General features: G+C 64.0%; 18 protein-coding genes. 10 read left to right on the top strand and 8 right to left on the bottom strand.

Annotation, left to right across the window (positions count from 1 at the left end):
* Window positions 1-55: 55 nt before the first annotated feature.
* Complete coding sequence (tenA, locus tag NJLHNGOC_RS08455) at window positions 56-763, bottom strand: thiaminase II (protein WP_165837889.1); 708 nt, start codon at window positions 761-763, stop codon at window positions 56-58.
* A gap of 169 nt (window positions 764-932) precedes the next feature.
* Here tenA and alaS point away from each other — a divergent pair, with 169 nt between their 5' ends.
* The 4 genes from alaS to NJLHNGOC_RS08435 all read left to right on the top strand — a co-directional run bounded on the left by alaS (window position 933) and on the right by NJLHNGOC_RS08435 (window position 6572).
* Window positions 933-3584, top strand: a complete 2652-nt coding sequence (gene alaS, locus NJLHNGOC_RS08450) for an alanine--tRNA ligase (protein ID WP_113595966.1) — start codon at window positions 933-935, stop codon at window positions 3582-3584.
* 310 nt (window positions 3585-3894) lie between these two features.
* Entirely contained in the window at window positions 3895-4596 is a 702-nt protein-coding gene (locus NJLHNGOC_RS08445) for a carbonic anhydrase (protein WP_113595965.1), read from the top strand.
* 117 nt (window positions 4597-4713) lie between these two features.
* Window positions 4714-5541, top strand: coding sequence for an endonuclease/exonuclease/phosphatase family protein (locus tag NJLHNGOC_RS08440; RefSeq protein ID WP_113596004.1), 828 nt, complete (start codon window positions 4714-4716; stop codon window positions 5539-5541).
* A gap of 68 nt (window positions 5542-5609) precedes the next feature.
* Window positions 5610-6572 carry an aldo/keto reductase gene (locus tag NJLHNGOC_RS08435; protein ID WP_113595964.1) on the top strand — a complete coding sequence of 321 codons (963 nt, stop codon included), beginning with the start codon at window positions 5610-5612 and terminating at the stop codon, window positions 6570-6572.
* 187 nt (window positions 6573-6759) lie between these two features.
* On the opposite strand, the gene NJLHNGOC_RS08430 is transcribed toward NJLHNGOC_RS08435, so the two are convergent.
* On the bottom strand, window positions 6760-7101 hold the full coding sequence (locus tag NJLHNGOC_RS08430) for a hypothetical protein (protein ID WP_113595963.1): 342 nt from the start codon (window positions 7099-7101) through the stop codon (window positions 6760-6762).
* A gap of 225 nt (window positions 7102-7326) precedes the next feature.
* Between NJLHNGOC_RS08430 and NJLHNGOC_RS08425 the strand changes: the two genes are divergently transcribed.
* Entirely contained in the window at window positions 7327-8091 is a 765-nt protein-coding gene (locus tag NJLHNGOC_RS08425) for an NADPH-dependent F420 reductase (RefSeq protein ID WP_113595962.1), read from the top strand.
* A gap of 159 nt (window positions 8092-8250) precedes the next feature.
* On the opposite strand, the gene NJLHNGOC_RS08420 is transcribed toward NJLHNGOC_RS08425, so the two are convergent.
* Entirely contained in the window at window positions 8251-8805 is a 555-nt protein-coding gene (locus NJLHNGOC_RS08420; RefSeq protein WP_113595961.1) for an HdeD family acid-resistance protein, read from the bottom strand.
* A gap of 354 nt (window positions 8806-9159) precedes the next feature.
* On the opposite strand from NJLHNGOC_RS08420, the gene rpsD reads away from it, so the two are divergent.
* The 4 genes from rpsD (at window position 9160) to NJLHNGOC_RS08400 (ending at window position 13788) form a co-directional block, all read left to right on the top strand.
* On the top strand, window positions 9160-9777 hold the full coding sequence (gene rpsD, locus NJLHNGOC_RS08415) for a 30S ribosomal protein S4 (RefSeq protein WP_110526832.1): 618 nt from the start codon (window positions 9160-9162) through the stop codon (window positions 9775-9777).
* A 208-nt stretch (window positions 9778-9985) separates the two neighbouring features.
* Window positions 9986-11569, top strand: coding sequence for a peptide chain release factor 3 (locus NJLHNGOC_RS08410; RefSeq protein ID WP_113596003.1), 1584 nt, complete (start codon window positions 9986-9988; stop codon window positions 11567-11569).
* A 78-nt stretch (window positions 11570-11647) separates the two neighbouring features.
* Entirely contained in the window at window positions 11648-13015 is a 1368-nt protein-coding gene (gene cysS, locus NJLHNGOC_RS08405) for a cysteine--tRNA ligase (RefSeq protein WP_113595960.1), read from the top strand.
* Entirely contained in the window at window positions 13012-13788 is a 777-nt protein-coding gene (locus NJLHNGOC_RS08400) for an RNA methyltransferase (RefSeq protein ID WP_206057845.1), read from the top strand. Before cysS ends, NJLHNGOC_RS08400 begins: the two co-directional genes overlap by 4 nt.
* A 177-nt stretch (window positions 13789-13965) precedes the next feature.
* On the opposite strand, the gene gltX is transcribed toward NJLHNGOC_RS08400, so the two are convergent.
* From gltX to NJLHNGOC_RS08380, 4 genes are all read right to left on the bottom strand, one after another.
* Entirely contained in the window at window positions 13966-15300 is a 1335-nt protein-coding gene (gltX, locus tag NJLHNGOC_RS08395) for a glutamate--tRNA ligase (protein ID WP_113595959.1), read from the bottom strand.
* Between the two features lie 73 nt (window positions 15301-15373).
* Window positions 15374-15742, bottom strand: coding sequence for a hypothetical protein (locus NJLHNGOC_RS08390; RefSeq protein WP_113596002.1), 369 nt, complete (start codon window positions 15740-15742; stop codon window positions 15374-15376).
* 96 nt (window positions 15743-15838) lie between these two features.
* Window positions 15839-17014: a beta/alpha barrel domain-containing protein gene (locus NJLHNGOC_RS08385; protein ID WP_113596001.1), complete on the bottom strand. Its 1176-nt coding sequence runs from the start codon at window positions 17012-17014 to the stop codon at window positions 15839-15841.
* A gap of 109 nt (window positions 17015-17123) precedes the next feature.
* On the bottom strand, window positions 17124-18533 hold the full coding sequence (locus tag NJLHNGOC_RS08380; protein ID WP_113595958.1) for a class II 3-deoxy-7-phosphoheptulonate synthase: 1410 nt from the start codon (window positions 18531-18533) through the stop codon (window positions 17124-17126).
* Window positions 18534-18868: 335 nt separating this feature from the next.
* Here NJLHNGOC_RS08380 and NJLHNGOC_RS08375 point away from each other — a divergent pair, with 335 nt between their 5' ends.
* Window positions 18869-19225, top strand: a complete 357-nt coding sequence (locus NJLHNGOC_RS08375) for a hypothetical protein (RefSeq protein ID WP_110526822.1) — start codon at window positions 18869-18871, stop codon at window positions 19223-19225.
* A gap of 104 nt (window positions 19226-19329) precedes the next feature.
* Here the strand turns inward: NJLHNGOC_RS08375 and gorA are convergent, their stop codons facing one another.
* The gene (gorA, locus tag NJLHNGOC_RS08370) at window positions 19330-20739 is read right to left on the bottom strand and encodes a glutathione-disulfide reductase (RefSeq protein WP_113595957.1); all 1410 of its coding nucleotides are present in this window, start codon (window positions 20737-20739) and stop codon (window positions 19330-19332) included.
* Between the last annotated feature and the right edge of the window lie 21 nt (window positions 20740-20760).

The raw sequence follows: 20760 nt of genomic DNA, 5'->3' as shown, positions 1-20760 counted from the left end.
CTCACGGTGACGTCACGAAAAGGGAGTGCCTCGGCACTCCCTTTTTTCTTGGCCGTTACGAAAGCGGGAATTCACTCCCGGCGTCCCAGAACGCCGCTTCCAGCCGTGTTGCGGTGCTGAACTCCTCCTTCAGCATGGGATAGCGGGCATCGGCCCCATATTGCTGCCCGATCCTGTCAAGCCTGCGGATTCCATCTTCCACCAGGGTGGTGAATTCATCACCGCCATACAGTGCGATCCATGACCAGTAGGGGTTGCCCTCCCGTCGGGTCGCGGGGGCGGCATGCAGGCGCGCGCCGATTTCGCCATATCCGATCATGCACGGCGCCAGCGTCGTCAGCAGGTCGAGCAGGTCCCCGGTCTGCGCCCGGTCAAGGATGAAACGGCTATAGGCCAGCAGTTGCAGCGATTCCGGGGCCTTGCGCAACATGTCCTCGTCAATGCCCCATCCCTTGCAGTATCCGACATGCAGGGGAAGCTCCGTATCAAGGATGCCCGAGACAAGGGCCGCCGCCTCGCGCATGTCCGCCACCGTCGTCGATTTATGGACCGACAGCGCGCAGGCACGGGTGTACTGGATCAGGTACAGGTAATCCTGGATCAGGAAACGCTGGAATACTTCCTGCGGCAATGTTCCGTTCGCCAGTCCCTTTACAAAGGGATGATGGATGAAGCGCGTCCATTCCTCCATGCAGTCACGGCGCAACCGTCCCGCCAGTCCCCATTCCAGAATGGGCCAGTCGCGTTGTGCATGCCATGCCATGTCCATTTTCCTTATCTTCGTACAGGGCTACATAGTGTTGACGATTCCGCCACACGACATCATGTGACGGACCGGATCATGTGTACCCTTCCTGTGACGTTCCGCCTGCGCTAGGTGAAGGGAACCGAGATCGCCATTTCTTTCACCACAGGATCGTCTGTTTTCCGCCATGCCAACAACAAATGACATTCGCGCCACATTTCTGGACTATTTCGCCGCGAACGGACACCAGATCGTTCCATCCTCGTCACTGGTTCCCAACAACGATCCGACGTTGCTGTTCACCAATGCGGGCATGGTCCAGTTCAAGAATGTCTTTACCGGTCAGGAAACGCGTCCCTATTCCCGCGCGACCACGGCACAGAAAGTCGTGCGCGCCGGCGGAAAGCATAACGACCTCGACAATGTCGGCTATACTGCGCGGCACCATACATTCTTCGAAATGATGGGAAATTTCTCCTTCGGTGATTATTTCAAGGCCGAAGCCATCGAACTGGCATGGAAACTGGTGACCGGCACGTTCGGCCTGCCCAAGGACCGGCTGCTGACCACCGTCTATTCCGAGGACGAGGAAGCCGCCGCCCTGTGGCGCAAGATCGCGGGCCTGCCCGACAGCCGGATCATCCGGATTCCCACCACGGACAATTTCTGGCGCATGGGCGATACCGGACCCTGCGGACCGTGTTCCGAGATCTTCTACGACCATGGCCCCGAGGTCGCGGGCGGCCCTCCCGGCTCGGCCGATGAGGATGGCGACCGGTTTACCGAGATCTGGAACCTCGTGTTCATGCAGTATTTCGAAAACCCGCCGGGCGTGCGCTCCCCCCTGCCCCGTCCGTCGATCGATACCGGGCTGGGACTAGAACGCTTTGCCGCAATCCTGCAGGGCAAGCGCGACAATTACGACATCGACACGTTCCGCGCGCTGATCCTTGCCTCCGCCGAGGTCACGGGACAGGACCCGGACGGCCCGTTCAACGCCAGCCATCGCGTCGTGGCGGACCATCTGCGCTCCACCTCCTTCCTGATCGCCGATGGCGTCCTGCCGTCCAAGGAAGGGCGCGGCTATGTCCTGCGCCGCATCATGCGCCGCGCCATGCGCCACCTGCACATGATGGGCACGACAGAACCCACCTTCTACAAGCTGGTTCCCGCGCTGATCCGCCAGATGGGCGGCGCCTATCCCGAACTGGTGCAGGCCCGCGCCCTGATCGAGGAGACGATGCGTGGCGAGGAAGAACGCTTCAAGGCGATGCTGGAGCGCGGCCTCGCCCTGCTGGAGGACGAGACGGCACACCTGGCCGAGGGCGCGCCCCTGCCCGGCGCGGTGGCGTTCAAGCTGTATGACACGTTCGGCTTCCCGCTGGACCTGACGCAGGATGCGCTGCGCAACAGCAATCACGCAGTGGATGTCGCGGGCTTTGACGAAGCGATGAACGTCCAGCGCCAGCGCGCCCGCGCGGCATGGAGCGGATCGGGCGACAGCGCCACCGAAACCATCTGGTTCGAGGCACGCGACAGGTTCGGCGCGTCGGAATTCCTTGGCTACACGACCGAGGTCTCCGATGCCGAGGTCCAGGCCGTCATCGTGGATGGCGTCAGCGTGGAATCGGCCGGTCCCGGCACAAAGGTTCAGATCCTGCTGAACCAGACGCCTTTTTATGGCGAAAGCGGCGGACAGGTGGGCGATACCGGCACGATTACCGCCGCCGGCCTCGAAATCGCCGTCACCGATACCCAGAAGAAGCTTGGCGACCTGCTGGTGCATACCGGCACCGTCATCAAGGGCACGGTCCATCCCGGCGATGCGGTTACCGCGCGTGTGGATCATGAACGGCGCAGCGCGATCCGCGCGCACCATTCCGCCACCCACCTGCTGCATGAGGCCCTGCGTCGTCGCCTTGGCGCGCATGTCACGCAGAAAGGCAGCCTGAACGCCCCTGACCGCCTGCGGTTTGACGTCAGCCAGCCACGCCCGATCACGCCGGAGGAACTGGCCGATATCGAGGCGGAGGTGAATGCCCGCATCCGTGAAAACAGCGAGGTCACAACCCGCCACATGACGCCCGAGGAAGCCATCGAGCAGGGCGCCATGGCCCTGTTCGGGGAAAAATACGGCGACGAGGTGCGCGTCGTGTCCATGGGCGCGCCGGAGGAGGGACGCCCGGCATGGTCGATCGAACTGTGCGGCGGCACGCACGTACGCCGCACCGGCGATATCGGCCTGTTCCGCATCACCTCAGAAAACGGGGTGTCCGCAGGCGTGCGCCGGATCGAGGCCGTCACGGGCAAGGCCGCTGAAACAGCCGCCATCACCACGGAACAGCGTCTGGTGCAGATGGCCGCGATGATGCGCGTCACCCCCGCCGAAGCGCCAGAGCGCCTTGCCGTGCTGCTGGAGGAACGCAAGGTGATGGAACGCCAGCTTTCCGACCTGCAGCGCAAGCTGGCGGCAGGTGGCGATGGCACGCCCAAGGTCGAGCAGGTGGCCGGAACCAGCTTCGTCGGGCGCAATGTGGGTGACCTGCCGCCCAAGGAGCTCAAGCCGCTGGCGGATTCCCTGCGCAAGGAAATCGGCTCCGGCGTTGTCGCGCTTGTCTCCACCGCCGATGGCAAGGGCAGCATTGTCGTCGCCGTCACCACGGATCAGGCCGAAAAGGTCGACGCCGTGGCGCTGGTGCGGCTGGCGAGTGCCGTCATGGGTGGCAAGGGTGGCGGCGGACGTCGCGACATGGCGCAGGCCGGCGGCCCGGAGGTGGGCAAGGCGCAGGCGGCCCTGGACGCGATCCGCGCGGCCCTGCCGAAAATGCTGGAAAACTGACGGGACACAACGCCTGTTGGGGAAAATGCAAAAAGGCGGGGTCACATGGCCCCGCCTTTTTCATGCTTTGTCCAGCGGATGAATTATTAAATACTATACATCCAAACGAATGTGTTTTTATTGAAAAAATCCTTCAGACATATGAACATTTTTTAACTACATTAACATAGTATTTCCAGATCACTTCGCAATGGAACGCTTATTTACTTCGGACATTAAAATGTCTAGGAAACAGACAGACACTTCATATCAGGATCCCGTTCATGATTGAGTGTTACCGTTCCGGACATAACGTGACAGGAGTGCCGACATGACCGATACGAATGCCCGCGAAACCCTGATTGACCTTCTGCATGGCGTGGAACGTTTCAATACCGAGGTCTTCCCCAAGAACCGTGAGCTGTTCGCCAGCCTCGCGGACCAGCAATCCCCCGGCACCCTGTTCATCGCCTGCGCCGACAGCCGCGTGAATCCGGGCCTGATCACCCAGACGAAGCCGGGCGAGCTGTTTGTGCTGCGCAACATCGGCAATATCGTCCCTGCCTATGGCGAAATGCTGGGCGGTGTTTCGTCGGCCATCGAATACGCGGTCCTCGCGCTCAAGGTTTCGCACATCATCGTCTGCGGCCATTCGGACTGCGGCGCGATGAAGGCACTGCTGGATCCCGATCCGTCAAAGCTGGCGAAGATGCCCACCGTGGCGACATGGCTGCGCAATGCCGAGGCGGCGCGCGCCGTGCTGGAAGTCTCCGACGCGGGTCCGGCCTCGGTCCGCAGCCTGGCGGAACAGAATGTCCTGCTCCAGATCTCGCACCTGCGCACGCATCCGGCCGTCGCGGCGGGGCTGGCGCGCAATACGCTTACGCTGCAGGGCTGGTTCTATGACATTCCCAGCGGGGAGGTCGTGATCCTTGACGAGGCGGCGCGGCACTTCATCAGCGTCCATGACGCGATAGAGAAACTGCGCGCCGTCACGGCGCAGGCAAACACGCAGGCGGCACAGCCCGCCTGATCCTGCCTTCCGTCATTTCCATGCTGCCCGATGGCGGCGGGCGCGGTAAGGTCGGGCATGACCGTCCTGCCGCGTCCGTTCCCATCCCTGCTGATTACGGCGTTGCTGGCGGGATGCATGACAGGGCCTGCCCCCGCCGGTGCCGCGACGCTGCGCCTGTCCACGTGGAACCTCGACTGGCTGACGCAACGCAGGGCGGGCGACCCTTCCCTGCCCCGCGACGTGCATCCCCGCGACATTGCCGACATTGACCGGCTGGCACGTTATGCCGCGCGCCTGCATCCCGACATCGCGGCGCTGGAGGAAATCGACACGCCGGAACTCGCGGCGCGCCTGTTCCCCGCGCCACGATACCGCATCCTCATGTCCCATGACGATGTGGTACAGAAAACCGCCCTTGCCGTGCGGGCCGGGCTGAATGTAACCCGCAATCCCGACCTTGACGCGCTGGATGTCTATCCCCCCGACGCCCCCCGCCACCTGCGCGGCGGGCTGGATGTCACGATCGATGACGGGCATGCCAGCCTGCGCCTGCTTGTCGTGCACCTGAAGGCGGGATGTCGCGACGGCACCGCCGGGGACCGCCGTCCGGCCTGCCGCACGCTGTACCGGCAGGTCGCCGTCCTGACCGACTGGATCATGGAACGACAGGACGAAGGCGAACCATTCGCCGTGCTGGGCGATTTCAACCACATGCTGGGCACGGGCGATCCCATGCTGGGCATGCTGGCGGGTAATGGTCCGTTGACGGTGCCGACCGTGGGGGTGGCAAGTCCCTGCTGGGGTGGCGAATATTTCATCGACCATATCCTTCTGGGCGACCAGGCGCGACAATGGCTGCATCCCGACAGCCTGCGCGTCATGCTTTATCAGGAAGGCGATCCTGACCTGCAGTCGCGCCTGTCGGATCACTGCCCGGTTTCCATCGGGCTGAACATGCCATAACCCGGTGGCAGACAGCGTTTTTGGCTGGCATCGTCTTGGCTGGCATCGTTTCATGAAAGGGACATTGTATGCAGATGCGTCATCTGGGCCGATCCGGCCTGCGGGTTTCAGCCATCGGGCTGGGCTGCAACAATCTGGGCGGACGCATCGACCTCGAAACCTCCCGCGCAGTGGTGCATCAGGCGCTGGATTGCGGGATCACCCTGTTTGATGTCGCCGATGTCTATGGCCGTCGCGATGCTTATGCCGGTGCATCGGAAGAGGCTCTGGGCACGATCCTTGGCCCGCGTCGCCGTGATATCGTGCTGGCGACGAAATTCGGCATGCGGATGGACCCCGATGGCCGGCTGCAGGGTGCGTCACGCCAGTATATCCGCCGCGCGGTGGAGGACAGCCTGCGCCGCCTGCGTACGGATTACATTGACCTGTACCAACTCCACACCCCCGATCCCGACACCCCGATCGAAGAGACGCTGCGCGCGCTGGACGATCTGGTCCGCGCGGGAAAAATCCTTTACGCGGGCTGTTCCAACCTGCCCGCCTGGCAGGTCGCCGATGCGCAGCACACGGCACGCGCGGCAGGCGTCAGCGGTTTCATCAGCTGTCAGGACGAACTCTCCCTTCTGGCACGGGGCATCCGCCGCGACCTGATTCCGGCGATGCGGCATTTCGGGCTGGGGCTGCTCCCCTATTTCCCATTGGCAAGCGGCATCCTGACGGGAAAATACCGTCGCGACGTCCCGCCGCCCGCCGGCAGCCGGCTGGCGGCATGGACCTACCTGCGTGAATGTTACCTGACGGATGACAACTGGGCATTGCTGCAGAAGCTGGAGCATTTCGCGAAAGAGCGTGGGCTGGGCCTGACCGAACTCGCCTTCGGCTGGCTGCTGTCGCACGATATCGTCGGCTCCGTCATCGCCGGCGCGACCAGCCCACATCAGGTCAGCGGGAACGTCGCGGTGGCGCGTCCGCTCCCGCCCGAGGACTTCACGGCGCTGGAAGCCCTGCTCGGGGAAACGTCGTCAGCGTGAAAGACAGTTTGAAAACAGTAGAAGTTTCTGGGTGTCGCCTTTTTTTCGAAATGGCAACGTCTTTCGAAGCTTTTTACAAAAAGCTTCACCAAAAACTTTTATGATTTCAGTATATTAATTGATCCACCATCCCGGTTACGGAAAACCCGCCAAGGGGAAAGACCTGTTTTTCCCGTTGCGGTCCGGCTTATTCAGGCCAGATGCCGGATGCGTGGGCGGCGGCCCATCCGATCGCCAGAAGAACCATCACGAAGATGATCGCGCCCATCAGCTGCAGCAGTTCCTTGATCGGCATGAGTTCCGGCGCGGTGGCAACCCCGGCCCCTGCCGTCGCGCCTGTCGTCATCGCCACGGCGTCAGCGGCGTCGCCCGCGGCATCGCGCGTTTCCGGGGCCAGTGGCTGGGCACCCGGAACGGGACCGGGGTCGGGAACATCCGTCGAGGCCGCCTGTCCCTGTGCGATATCGGCGGCAACGGACTGGGGATGAGCGGACAGGGGATGATCCGCATGACTGTCGGCGTCGGGCATCTGCGTCTCTCCTGCGAGCATGAATCACCAAATGACGTGATGCAATATATCCCACCACCGTCAAAGCACCAACCGTATCCCCCGTCCGGGGAGGCATGATTTTTTTCATTTCAAAGCAGCCGGGAGCATCGCATACTCCCTGCCACACATCCGGGCGCATCGCCCTGTCAGGCCGTTGCCTATGGCCTGCGTCCCCATAATAACAGGATCAGGTACCGAGCCCCGATGTCTTTTCGTCCGCTGACCCGCCGCATGGCCCTTGGAACGTTCATCGGGACGGCTGCCCTGCTGTCCCGCGCGATCCGTCCCCGCAGCGCCCGCGCCACCGCGCCGCTGCGCATCGGGATGATCGGGTCGGGCCATGTGGGCGAAACGCTGGGCCGGTTATGGACACATGCGGGGCACCAGATCATGTTTTCCGCCCGCGACATGGCGGGCCCCAGGCGTCTGGCGCGGGAGATGTTTCCGCTGGCGCGGGCCGGAACCCCGCCGGAAGCCGCCAAGTTTGGCGATGTCATCGTACTGGCCGTGCCCTATGGCGCGCTGCCACAGCTGGCGCATGCGCTGGGCGGCTATGTCGCGGACAAGATCATACTCGATGCCACCAATCCCTATTCATGGCGCGACGGGAACATCGCGCGACTGGCGATGAAACAGGGGGCGGGCATCACCACGCGCGACCTGTTCCCCGACAGCGCGGTGGTCCGTGGCCTCAATTCCGAGGATATGAGCACCATTGCCGCGCAGGCATGGCGCAAGCCACCGCGTCTGGGCATCCCGCTGGCGGGGGATTCCCGCGCGGCGCTTCAGGTGGCGCAGGGGCTGGTATGGGATGCGGGCCTTGACCCGGTGATCGTCGGCCCCCTTGCCCTCGCGGGGGAATTCCAGCCCGGCGGCGCGGCGTTCGAGGCCGCGACCACGGCGGCCAACCTGCGCAAGATGCTCAATCTGCCACCCGATACGCAATCGGCCCCCGGCGGAAACGGGTAAGCCCCACCTTCCACTGGCGGCCCGTGGCACGGGACCGACCCTTCAGGGTGCCCATAAAAAAAGCCCCGTCCGGCAGATGGCCGACGGGGCCTGAACCGCTTGCCGGGGCGATGATCATGCGTCGATGATCATCGCCCCGGCCCGGAAATCCGGCATTGCCTACAGATCCCTGCCGGGCGGCAGATACACGGCCTGACGCAGGGCCAGCCCGAACTGGATCCAGCCGATCCCCGCCGCGATCAGTTCCACCGCGATGAACGTCCCGATCAGCCACAGTCCCGACCAGGGCAATGTGATGTACAGGACCACACCAACCAGAAGGCTGATGAAACCACCCATCAGGATCATCCACCATCCGCTCAGCCCGCGCTGCTGGATCGCCATGATGATGCGCCCGATGCCCGAGACGACAAGACAGGCCGACAGGAAGATGGTGATGACCATGGAGCCGGTGGCCGGTTCCTCCATCATCAGCGTGCCGCCAAGGATATAGAGCGCACCGCCAAGGATCGACATCAGCCGTCCGCCCCATCCCCGCACGACAAAGGCATGCACAAGCTGCACCGTGCCGCCAAGGAACAGCAGCAGGCCCAGCAGGATCGTGCTGGCCATCGTGACCGTGATGGCATCGACCCACGCCACGAATCCCAGCAGAACCAGCACCACGCCCAGACCGGCAAACAGGCCCCAGCGCTGCGTAAATGGCGTGTCCATCGTGAAAATCCTTCAACTTGCTGTACGCATCATGCGGATGCTGCGCCCACGCGGGTGCAGGAAAGCTGAAACATAACAGGCAACCCCACAAGGCGATACCGGGTTTTGACGGGACAGGGCCGCACGGGAATTGACATTGACATCCCGTACCCCTATACGCGCCCGACTGCCGGGAACGCGGACGGACCGGCTGGCGCCATGTGATGAAGGGGTGATTGCTCCCCCGGCGCCGGTTAATGCGGGACGCGCCCGTCCTGTTCATGGGGAACAGGACCTACCGGTGCCACACCATGACGCGGTGTTCATGGCCCATGCCAGACGCCACGCCATGCAGACGAAGAAAGAGAGCGCGCAATGAGCAAGCGCCTTGAGAGCAAGTACAAGATCAACCGCCGCCTTGGCGTCAACCTGTGGGGCCGTGCTAAGTCCCCGGTCAACAAGCGCGAATACGGCCCCGGCCAGCATGGCCAGCGCCGCAAGCAGAAGCCGTCGGACTTCTCCATCCAGCTGATGGCGAAGCAGAAGCTCAAGGGCTATTACGGCAACATCGGCGAAAAGCAGTTCCGCAAGTATTACGACGAAGCCGTCCGTCGCAAGGGCGATACCTCCGAAAACCTGATCGACCTGCTGGAACGCCGCCTGGACGCGGTGGTTTATCGCATGAAATTCGCGATCACCCCCTTCGCCGCGCGTCAGTTCATCAGCCACGGCCACGTCATGGTCAACGGCCGCAAGGTCAACATCCCGTCCTATCTGGTACGTGATGGCGACGTGATCGAAGTGCGCGAAAAGTCCAAGCAGCTGGCGATCGTGCTCGACGCGGCGCAGAGCGGCGAACGCGACGTGCCGGAATACATGGAAGTCGACCATCGCCAGATGAAGGGCACCTTCCTCCGCACGGCGAAGCTGTCGGACGTTCCGTATCCGGTCCAGATGGAACCGAACCTGGTCATCGAATTCTACTCTCGCTGATCCACACCCGGAACCGGGCTGTCATGGCGCCGGGCGTGGGGCATTGCCTCCACGTCCGGCGTACGTGTTTGTGGGGTCCCGTTTCGTGGCCCACGACATGCTGGCCCGCCATGCCCTGCCCCGGTATCCTGTGGCCTGCCGTGCGCGCCCCTGCGGCGCGCGCCCCTGTCGTGCCGTCGCATGGCGCGACGCACGAAGGTATATGCACATGAACGCCGCCGCCCCCGACACCACGTCCGACGCCACCACGCCCGCCGCGCCCGGCACCATCGCGCACGAGATCGCACGGCGGCGGACATTCGCCATCATCTCCCACCCCGACGCGGGCAAGACCACGCTGACCGAACGCATCCTGCGCGCGGGTGGCGCGATCCAGATGGCGGGCAACGTGCGGGCCAAGGGCGAACGGCGGCGCACGCGTTCGGACTGGATGGGGATCGAACGTGATCGCGGCATTTCGGTCGTGACCTCGGTCATGACGTTCGAATATGGCGACTGCATCTTCAACCTGCTCGACACGCCGGGCCATGAAGACTTCTCCGAAGACACCTACCGCACGCTGACGGCGGTGGACGCGGCGGTGATGGTGATCGACGCGGCCAAGGGGATCGAGGCACGGACGCGCAAGCTGTTCGAGATCTGCCGCCTGCGCGATATTCCCATCGTCACCTTCATCAACAAGATGGACCGCGAGGCACAGGACCCGTTCGCGCTGCTTGACGAAATCTCGTCCTCGCTGGCGCTCGATACCTCGCCCGCGACATGGCCGGTGGGACGGGCGGGGAAGTTCGTCGGCACCTATGACCTGTACCGCCGCGAACTGCACACGACCGAAAAGCTGGAACAGTCGGACCCGCGCATGATCCAGCTGGCTGAAGAGCTGGAACTGGCGCAGGCGGCGCTGCCGGAATTCGACCGCGAAAGCTTCAACGCGGGCCACCTTACCCCCGTGTTCTTTGGCAGCGCGATGAAGGAAATCGGCGTGACCGACCTGCTGGACGCGCTGGCGTCGTTCGGGCCGCCGCCGCGCGACCAGGCGACCGAAACCCGCAGCGTCCACGCGGACGAGGAGGCGATGACCGCGCTGGTGTTCAAGATCCAGGCGAACATGGACCCCAATCACCGCGACCGCATGGCGTTCGCGCGAATCTGCTCGGGCAAGCTGCAGCGCGGCATGCGCCTCAAGCATGTGCGCATCGGCAAGCAGTTCGCCCTGCACACGCCGCAGTTCTTCTTCGCGCGCGACCGGCAGCTGGCCGAAGAAGCCTTTGCCGGCGACGTGGTGGGCATTCCCAACCACGGCACCCTGCGCATTGGCGATACCCTGACGGAGGGCGAGGACCTGCGCTTTACCGGCGTGCCCTATTTCGCGCCTGAAATCCTGCGCCGCGTGCGCCTTGATGACGCGATGAAGGCCAAGAAGCTGCGTCAGGCCCTGACCGAACTGGCCGAGGAAGGCGTGGTGCAGCTGTTCCGCCCGCAGGACGGCTCCCCCCCGATCGTCGGCGTGGTCGGCACGCTGCAGCTGGATGTGCTGCAATCCCGGCTGAAGGGGGAATACGGCGTGTCGATCGGCTTCGAATCGACGCCCTACAACCTTGCCCGCTGGGTCACCGGCCCGCGCGACCGGCTGGAGACGTTCTGCAGCGTCAACCGCAGCGCCATGGCCGATGATATCGATGGCGATCCGGTCTTTCTTGCCTCCTCCGCGTTCATGATGCGGCGCACGGCGGAAGGACAGCCCGAACTCTCCTTCCATGACATCAAGCAGATCGGACAGGAAATCGGCTGACGCCGCGCACCACCGCCCTTTTTTCGCACCACAAGGAGTATTGCGTCAGGCCCTGTATCTGGCGCATCTAGGCGCATCATGTCCGACACAATGCCCCGCCTGAGCCTGCATGACAGCAAAAGCCGCAAGACGGTTGCGTTCACGCCGCTCGACCCTGAAAATGTCCGCGTCTATTACTGCGGGCCAACCGTCTATGACCTTGCGCATATCGGCAACCTGCGCGCGATGGTCACGGCGGACGTGCTGGTGCGCCTGCTGCGCCACCTGTATCCGCGCGTCACCTATGTCCGCAACATCACGGACGTGGATGACAAGATCAACGCCCGCGCGCGCGAAAACAACGAACCGATTTCGGCCCTGACGGCGCGGACCATCCGTGATTTTCACGAAGACCTTGCCGCCGTCGCCATCCTGCCGCCCGACATCGAACCCCGCGCCACCCACCATATCGAGCAGATGCAGCGGATGATCCGCGAACTGATCGACAATGGCCACGCGTATGAGGCGGGGGGCCATGTCCTGTTCTCGGTCGCGGATTATCCCGATTATGGCGAACTGTCGGGCCGCAGCGCGGACGAACTGATGGCGGGCGCACGGGTGGAGGTCGCGGATTACAAGCGCGCGCCGGGCGATTTCGTACTGTGGAAGCCCTCCGACGCGGAGACGCCGGGATGGGACAGCCCGTGGGGCCGGGGGCGTCCGGGCTGGCACATCGAATGTTCGGCCATGTCGTATCACTACCTTGGTGAAAGCTTCGACATCCATGGCGGCGGGTCGGACCTGCTGTTCCCCCATCATGAAAATGAACGCGCGCAGAGCATGTGCTGCCATCCGCACGGGCGTTTCGCCAACCACTGGGTGCATAACGCGATGCTGCTGGTGGATGGGGAGAAGATGTCGAAGTCCCTCGGCAACTTCCTGACCGTGCGCGACGTGCTGCGCGACACCCCGGCAGAGGCGCTGCGCCTTCTGCTGCTGCGCGCGCAGTACCGCTCAGTTCTGAACTTCACGCGCGACGGGCTGGATGACGCGCGCCAGACGCTGGACCGGTTCTATCGTGCGCTGGAGACGCTGCCCGATGACGATGCGGCGGACACGCCCCCGCCCGAGGGCTTCGTTCAGGCATTGTGCGACGATCTCAATACCCCCCGCGCGCTGGCGGAAATGCATGCGATGGCCGATCGGGCGCTGGCGGGGGACGTGCAGGCCGCGCGGGAACTGCGTGCCTCCGGCCGGCTGATCGGGCTGCTGGGCAGCACGCCCGACGCATGGTTCCGCAGCGATGCGAACGTGGATGAAAAAGAGATACAGACCCTGATCGATGAACGGCTGGCGGCACGCAGGGCGCGTGATTTCGCCCGCGCCGACGCCATCCGCGAGGAACTGGCCCAACAGGGCATCGTGCTGGAGGATGGACCGGGTGGCACGACGTGGAGGAAGGCATGACCGGACGTGATGGCGGGGCGGATATCGGCCCCATCGGCAACAGTCCGGTTGTCATTCTTGTCCGCCCGCAGATGGCCGAAAATATCGGCACCACCGCGCGCGCGATGGCCAATGGCGGCCTGTTTCACATGCGCCTTGTCGCGCCGCGCGACGGCTGGCCGCAGGAACGGGCATGGCGGGCGGCATCCGGGGCGGACCGCATCCTTGAATCCGCAACCGTGCATGAAACGGTCGATGACGCGGTGGCCGACCTCCATCATGTCTTTGCCACCTGCCCGCGTCCGCGCCATATCGTCAAGCCGGTTATGACCGCGCGGGGCGGGGCGGCCGAACTGCGTGCCATATCGCAACGGGGACTGCGCACCGGCCTGCTGTTCGGGCCGGAACGCGCGGGACTGGATAACGAGGACATGGCCCGCGCCGACGCGCTGATCCGCTATCCCCTCAATCCCGCGTTCATGTCGCTCAACCTGGCGCAGGCCGTGATGATCATGGCCTATGAATGGTGGATGACCGAGGATACGACCCCGCCGCGCACCCTGATGACCAACGAAACCCATGTCGCGACCAAGGGGGAGCTGGACAATTTCATGCGTCACCTGATCGGCGACCTTGATGAATGCGGTTTCCTGCGTAACGAGCAGAAGCGCCCCGGCATGGTGCGCAACCTGCGCCATTTCTTCCTGCGGGGCGAGGTGACGGAACAGGAACTGCGCACGCTCCACGGCGTGGTGACCGAACTGGCGCGCGGGCGCAAGGCACGGCAGCAGTAATGGCTGTTTCGAAATAACTTATTGAAAAGAAATGAAAGTTTTTGGACGCCGCCTTTTTCAAAAAGGCGGCGTCCTTACGAAGCTTTTTGCAAGAGGCTTCACCAGAAACTTTCCCCTGATGGCATCCAATGGGCAATGCCCGATCGGGAAAAAGGGGACAGCCGTCCCCTCCTCCTTCTATCGCGCCGCGATCCGCAGGCGCCCGGCCACGCGGTCATATCTCATCAGCGGCAGCAGATCGCGCATCTCCGGCCCCTTTTCCTCGCCCGTCAGGGCAAGGCGCAGGGGATGGAACAGGGCCCTGCCCGTGCGTCCCGTCGCCTCCTTCAGGGCGGTGGTCCATGATTTCCACGTCTCGGCATTCCACGGCTCCGCAGGCAGCAGGTCCACGGCCCTGAGCAGGTAGTCACGGTCCTGCGCCTCCATGACGGGGGGGACAATGGACCCGGCCACCACGTCCCACCAGTGACGCAGCTCGCCAATCATGTCCACGTTGCCGCGCACCGCCAGCCAGAAGGCCTCCGTCGCGCCCTCGGGCAGGCGCGGACGCACCTCCTCGAACGGCATGGTGTGCATGATGCGGCGGTTCAGGCCCAGCAGCTGGCGCATGTCGAACCGCGCGGCGGAGCGCGAGACACGCGACAGATCGTAAGCAGCCGCCTGTTCGGCAAAGGACATGGGCTCGGGGTCGTCCGCGCTGCCCAGCCGCGCGAGGTAGGAGACAATGGCGGTCGGTTCGATCCCGTCCTGCCGCAGGGAGCGCAGCGACAGCCCATCGAAACGCTTCGACAGCTTGCCACCCCCTTCATCAAGCAGGAGCGGCAGATGCGCGAATCGGAAACGATCCGGTGCCGCGCCCAGCGCCGTGGCGATGTCGATCTGCACGCCGGTATTGGTCAGGTGGTCCTCGCCACGCACGACGTGGGTGATGCCGGTTTCGATATCATCAACGACGGAGGCCAGCGTATACAGCACCGTCCCGTCGGCGCGGACCAGCACCGGATCGGAAATCGCCGTCAGCTTGACCCGGCTTTCGCCCATGACCATGTCGTCCCAGCGCACCGTGCGGTCCGACAGGCGGAAACGCCAGTAAGGCACCTTGCCATTGGCCTCGGCCTGCGCGCGCTGCTGCGGCGTCAGTTTCAGCATGGCGCGGTCATAGATCGGCGGCTTGCGCGCGCGAATCCGCGCCTCGCGCTTGGAGGCAAGCTCCTGCTCGCTCTCGAAACACGGATACAGCCGGCCGGTGGACCTGAGGTGTTCGATCGCCAGGGCGTAGCGGTCCAGCCGGTCCGACTGGCGCACGAATTCATCCCATTCGATGCCCAGCCATTGCAGGTCCGCCTGCAATGCCGTGACGTATTCCTCCTTTGAACGGGCCACGTCCGTATCGTCGATACGCAGAAGGAACCGGCCGCCATAATGGCGGGCATACAGGGCGTTGGCGATCGCCTGCCGGGCGTTGCCAACATGGATCAGTCCGGTCGGACTGGGCGCAAAACGGAGTTTCATGCGCCCTTTATGCGGTGATCGCGCCAGAAAAACCAGCCACCAGATGCGTCATCCGACGCCGGTCCGGATGGGGTTACTCCACCTCGTCCTCGTCATCTGAACGGCGCGGGTCGAGCGCACGCCAGTCGCGTTCCATTTCCGATGCGCGATGGGCGGCGAAATCATCCAGTTCGTTGGCTGAACGCCAGCCATTTTCCCCGGCTTCCAGCACCTCCGCATCCTCGCCATAGGCAAACCACGCCTGCAGCACTTCCTTGGGCGACAGTCCGGCGCTGCGGCAGCGTTCGATGCTGTCACGGACATAGGCGCGGGCAAAGGCGTTTGCGTGGATCAGGTCGGGAAAGCCGCCGATCTCCTCCACGATATTGTCTTCCGCGCCACCGGACAGATCAATGATACGCACACGCCAGCCCCCTTCGGGAGCGAATAGAGTTTCCGACACGATCCGGCCTTTCGTTGGAATAAAGGGCGAGCCCACAGGGAAAAATCCCATGGGAAAAGGCATCGCGATTTGCGCGACATCCCCCGGGCCGCCGGGTCAGGAAGGGCGCGCCGTATCGCGCCCATGCGCATGACGCAGCAGGAATTCCCGTCCGACCTTTACCCGCGGTTCCCCGTCATAGGCAACAATGTCCGCGGTGGCATAGGTTTCGGACCAGTGGTCGGGAATGAACGATCCCGTGCCGATGACATCCACCGGCGCGTGGGCATCCGCCATGGTGAGACATTTTTCCACGCTGAAACCCGAAGAGGCGACAATGCGCACATGCGGGAAGCCCGCGGCATCCAGCACCTCACGCATGCGCCAGATGGCGGCGGCCGACACGCCCGTTCCCACAAGGTAACGCAGTTCCTTGTCCGAACGATAGCGGCGGATCGTACCCGGCGTGTTGCGTTCCAGCGCGGCATAGGATCCCTGCGGGTCCAGCCCTTCCAGAAAACGGCCACCATGGGTATCGAGCCGCAGGCTGAGCCGTCCTGCCGCCGCAAGGTCAGGAAAACGGCGACACACCTCCAGCCCGTCTGTCAGTTCCCGCCCGAAATAGTCCACCAGCACGACCAGGTCGGAATCGGGATAGACCTCGTGGAACATCTCCGCCGCGCGCAGGGTCGATCCGGCATACCCGATCAGGGCATGCGGCATCGTGCCAAGCCCGAAGGCGGTGTCGAAATACGGCGCGGTGGCATCGTTGGCGCCCCCGATGAACCCCAGCGCCCCTTCGGCCTGCGCGGCGCGGCTGCCGACCGACGCGCCATAGGCCATCTGGACCTGCATTTCATAACCGGCGCAGTGCCGCGCCTCCATCGCCATGAAACGCACGTTCGGAAGCGCCAGCGCCATCTGGTAGGCATTATGCGCGGCGACGCACACCGGCCCCAGCTGCTGCAGGAGCAGCGTTTCCAGATCCGCAAGCCGCGCGAACGACCCCGTGACATAGACCAGCGGCTCCCCCGCGCCGACCCATGTCCCCTCGGGAAACATCACCTCGCACGTCACTTCCATCCCGCGCGCCCGGGCCACGCGTTCCAGCCAGTCGACCATCAGCCGCGGGGCGGAGACGACCGGACGACGCAGGAACAGCGCATAGGTGACGGTGCAGTCCCCGAAATGGGTGACAATGTCGCGCGTGCGGTTGAAATAGGCATCGGTACGCGCCCTGATCGTCGCGTCATCCGGCGCGTCGCCGGGCGGAAGGGGGGATACCCCGCCCATCTGGCGGTCCGCTGCCGCGGCCCGCCCCGATGATGTGTCCCCGCCGGGAATGGACATGTTCCCCTCCGTCATTGCCACGATGCCGGACGCCGCGCGGCACGCATGGCTTTTACTTTTCGCCTTCGGCGGCGCGCACCCTGTTCATGCGCGTCTTCAGCTCTTCCGACAGCAGGAACGCCATTTCCAGCGACTGCTCGGCATTCAGGCGCGGATCGCAGAACGTCTCGTACCGCTCGCCCAGGTCATCTTCGGTCAGGCATTGCGCCCCGCCGGTGCATTCCGTGACATTCTGGCCCGTCATTTCGAAATGCACGCCGCCGGGCACGCCGCCCTCTGCCTCGAACACATCGAAAAAGCCCTTGATTTCCGCAAGGATGGCATCGAACGAGCGGGTCTTTACCCCATTCGTCGTCGAACTGGTATTGCCGTGCATGGGATCGCACAGCCATGTGACCGTGCGTCCCGTTGCCTGCACCTTGCGCAGCAGCTGCGGCAGGTGGTCATGCACCTTGGTCGCCCCCATGCGCGAAATGAGCGAGATGCGCCCCGCCTCGTCCGTGGGGTTGAGGATATCAAGCAGGTGTTCAAGATCGCCGATCGTCGTCGTCGGGCCGACCTTGATCCCGATCGGGTTGCGCACGCCACGCAGGAATTCCACATGCGCGCCGTCGGGCTGGCGCGTCCGGTCGCCGATCCATACGAAATGCGCCGAGCAGTCATACCATTCGCCCGAGGTCGAATCGATGCGCGTCAGCGCCTGCTCGTATCCCAGCAGCAGGGCCTCGTGCGAGGTATAGAACTCCGTCTCGTCAAGCTGGGGCGTGGTTGCGGTCGTAAGCCCGCACGCGGCCATGAAGTCCAGCGTCTCGCCAATGCGTTCGGCAAGCTGTCCGTAACGCTGCGCCAGCGGGGAGCGTTCGACGAAGCCCAGGTTCCAGCGATGCACCTCGTGCAGGTTGGCATAGCCGCCGCTTGCGAACGCGCGCAGCAGGTTCATGGTGCCGGCCGACTGGAAATAGCCGGTCTCCATGCGGGCCGGGTCGGGGATGCGCGATTCGGCCGTAAAGGCGGAACCGTTGATGTTGTCCCCACGATAGGACGGCAGCGTCACGCCATCGCGCGTCTCGTTGTCGGAGGAGCGCGGCTTTGCGTACTGTCCGGCCATGCGGCCAAGCTTGATGACCGGAACCTTGGCCCCGAATGTCAGGACCACCGCCATCTGCAGCAGCACGCGGAAGGTATCGCGCACGATATCGGCGGTGAACTCGCTGAAGCTTTCGGCGCACGCCCCGCCCTGAAGGACGAAGGCCCCGCCCCGCGCCGCCTGCGCCAGATGGGATTTCAGGCGTCGCGCCTCGCCCGCGAACACCAGCGGGGGATAGCGGCGCAGCCGCGCCTCCACCGCCTCAAGCGCGGCGGGATCGGGATAGGACGGAACCTGCCGGATCGGAAACGACCGCCAGCTTCCGGGCGTCCAGTTCTGCCGCGCGGTGCTGTTCTTGGTGTGCGTCACACTCATTGGTCGTTTCCTGTATCCTCTGGTCGAAACAATCTTTTCCCGTCGGCCCGGACGGGATCATCCGGCTACCTGCCTGCAAGGGGGTTGCCTTTATGTCGAAAAACCCACCCGTGGCAAAGCATCTTGTGATGCAAAAGGCATATTCCCTGTTATTATATGACCCGCGCGGCGTTGCCCGATCGCCACATTCACGTAACAAGATGTCATGCCCGGTCGCATTCTCGCCCGGTTCGTTGCATATGACACATCAACATGGATGGCCTGCTGTCACGCGCCTTACCCCGCGTGGCAGGACTTGGCATTGTAACGGGCTGCAAGCGGAAGGAAACCGAACCATGCTCATGTCGCGTGGAAAACTCATGACAGCACTGGCCGCCGGGCTGTGCCTGTTCAGCATCAGCGCCAACGCCGCCCCTCCCCCGGGCAATTCCGATCAGGATTCCGGTTCTGACAACAGTGACGACCGCATGACCGTTCATGGGCAGCGCAACCGTCTGCCGCCGGGCTATCAGGATGCGCCGTCCATGGAACTGAACCACGGTCCCGACCCCGATCATGCCGAACATGTCCATCGCGATTCCGTAACGGGCACCGACCTGTCGCGCTTTGGCTCGTCCTATCAGTCCAGCGGCATCAATGGCGACGGACAGCTGGGCGACTCCACCGGCAATGGCTGGGTGGCCCCGCGCTAGGACACCGTCGCTCCCCTGGTCCCTGCCCTGCGGGACGCGGGGGAACGATACCGGATTTTTTCCGCCCCCGGCCGGGCAACGGTTCCAGCCGGGGGAGATGCTCCTTACGCGCCTTTTGCGGGGGGTGTATGGGGCGTTTCGCGCGTGCGGGTACGCATGGTCACGAACTCCTCCGCCGAGGTGGGATGAATCCCGATCGTGCGGTCCCAGTCCTGCTTCGTCAGGCCCGCCGTCACGGCAATGGCCAGTCCCTGCATGATTTCCGGCGCGTCATCGCCCAGCATATGCGCACCCAGCACCTTCTGGCTTTCCTGATCGACCACCAGTTTCATCAGCGTGCGCTGCGGACTGCCGCCCAGCGTGTTGCGCATGGGACGGAAACGGCTGAGATAGATGTCAACCGCCCCCTGATGGGCGGCTTCCTCTTCCGTCAGGCCGACGCTTGAAACCGGCGGGGAGAAGAAGACCGCCTTGGGCGTGGTGGCGAACGACCATTCGCGGATGTGATCGGCAAACAGGTAATCCGCAAGGATGTGGCCTTCCGCGATGGCGACCGGCGTCAGGTTGAGACGGTTGGTCACATCCCCGATGGCATAGATCCCCTCTACCGAGGTCTGGCTGTGGCGGTTCACCTCGATCCTGCCGCCTGCGACCGTCCTGACCCCGGCCTGTTCAAGGCCGAGTTCCGCGACCTTGGGGCGTCGCCCGGTGGCGAAAAAGACGCAGTCCGTTTCGATCGGTTCGCCGTGGCTGAGGGTGACGGCAAAGTCGCGCTCCCCCCTGCGCGTGATGGCGGTGGGGGTATTGCCGCGATGCTGGCGGATGCCCCGCAGGTCGATCGCTTCATGCAGGGCGCTGCGGATATCGGCATCAAACCCGCGCAGGGGCTGGTGGGGGCGATAGACAAGGTCCACCGATGAACCAAGGCCCGCGAAAATCCCCGCGAATTCCACCCCGATATACCCGCCCCCCACGATGCAGACCCGTTCGGGACGTTCCGGCAGGTGAAAGGCCTGATCCGAGGTGATGGCATGTTCGATGCCCGGAATATCCGGCACGAAGGGCGTTGACCCCACCGCGATCACGATCCGCTGCGCGGTGACGCGGCGCGGCGCGGCGTCGGGATCAAGGGACGATGGCCCGATCGACAGGGTATGCGCGTCCTCAAAGCGGGCATGCCCCGTGAACAGTTCCACGCCGGCATTTCCCAGCATGGAGACATAGATATCGTTCAGGCGCGAAATCTCGCGATCCTTGGCGGCGATCAGCGCGGCCCAGTCATGGTGGCCGGGCTGCGTGTCCCAGCCGAATCCATGGCTGTCTTCGACCCACCTGCCATATTCGCTGGCCTGGACCATCAGTTTCTTGGGCACGCAGCCAAGGTTGACGCAGGTGCCCCCCCAGTGGCTGCTTTCGGCCACCGCGACGCGCGCGCCATGCGACGCGGCGACGCGCGCGCACCGCACCCCGCCGGAGCCCGCGCCAATTACAAACAGATCGAAATCATAAGGCATGGAAGCTGCTGCACCCTGTTA

The sequence above is a fragment of the Novacetimonas cocois genome (assembly GCF_003311635.1).
Taxonomy (GTDB): domain Bacteria; phylum Pseudomonadota; class Alphaproteobacteria; order Acetobacterales; family Acetobacteraceae; genus Novacetimonas; species Novacetimonas cocois.
This window is presented reverse-complemented; position numbering and strand designations above follow the sequence as displayed.

Bases quoted from the DNA above. Each gene is read 5' to 3' on its own strand.
- rpsD (WP_110526832.1), top strand. From the start codon at position 9,160: ATGAGCAAGCGCCTTGAGAGCAAGTACAAGATCAACCGCCGCCTTGGC.
- NJLHNGOC_RS08410 (WP_113596003.1), top strand. From the start codon at position 9,986: ATGAACGCCGCCGCCCCCGACACCACGTCCGACGCCACCACGCCCGCC.
- alaS (WP_113595966.1), top strand. From the start codon at position 933: ATGCCAACAACAAATGACATTCGCGCCACATTTCTGGACTATTTCGCC.
- NJLHNGOC_RS08440 (WP_113596004.1), top strand. From the start codon at position 4,714: ATGACAGGGCCTGCCCCCGCCGGTGCCGCGACGCTGCGCCTGTCCACG.
- NJLHNGOC_RS08420 (WP_113595961.1), bottom strand. From the start codon at position 8,805: ATGGACACGCCATTTACGCAGCGCTGGGGCCTGTTTGCCGGTCTGGGC.
- tenA (WP_165837889.1), bottom strand. From the start codon at position 763: ATGGCATGGCATGCACAACGCGACTGGCCCATTCTGGAATGGGGACTG.
- NJLHNGOC_RS08380 (WP_113595958.1), bottom strand. From the start codon at position 18,533: ATGAGTGTGACGCACACCAAGAACAGCACCGCGCGGCAGAACTGGACG.
- gorA (WP_113595957.1), bottom strand. From the start codon at position 20,739: ATGCCTTATGATTTCGATCTGTTTGTAATTGGCGCGGGCTCCGGCGGG.
- NJLHNGOC_RS08430 (WP_113595963.1), bottom strand. From the start codon at position 7,101: ATGCCCGACGCCGACAGTCATGCGGATCATCCCCTGTCCGCTCATCCC.
- NJLHNGOC_RS08435 (WP_113595964.1), top strand. From the start codon at position 5,610: ATGCAGATGCGTCATCTGGGCCGATCCGGCCTGCGGGTTTCAGCCATC.
- gltX (WP_113595959.1), bottom strand. From the start codon at position 15,300: ATGAAACTCCGTTTTGCGCCCAGTCCGACCGGACTGATCCATGTTGGC.
- NJLHNGOC_RS08385 (WP_113596001.1), bottom strand. From the start codon at position 17,014: ATGGGCGGGGTATCCCCCCTTCCGCCCGGCGACGCGCCGGATGACGCG.
- NJLHNGOC_RS08375 (WP_110526822.1), top strand. From the start codon at position 18,869: ATGCTCATGTCGCGTGGAAAACTCATGACAGCACTGGCCGCCGGGCTG.
- NJLHNGOC_RS08445 (WP_113595965.1), top strand. From the start codon at position 3,895: ATGACCGATACGAATGCCCGCGAAACCCTGATTGACCTTCTGCATGGC.
- NJLHNGOC_RS08400 (WP_206057845.1), top strand. From the start codon at position 13,012: ATGACCGGACGTGATGGCGGGGCGGATATCGGCCCCATCGGCAACAGT.
- cysS (WP_113595960.1), top strand. From the start codon at position 11,648: ATGTCCGACACAATGCCCCGCCTGAGCCTGCATGACAGCAAAAGCCGC.
- NJLHNGOC_RS08425 (WP_113595962.1), top strand. From the start codon at position 7,327: ATGTCTTTTCGTCCGCTGACCCGCCGCATGGCCCTTGGAACGTTCATC.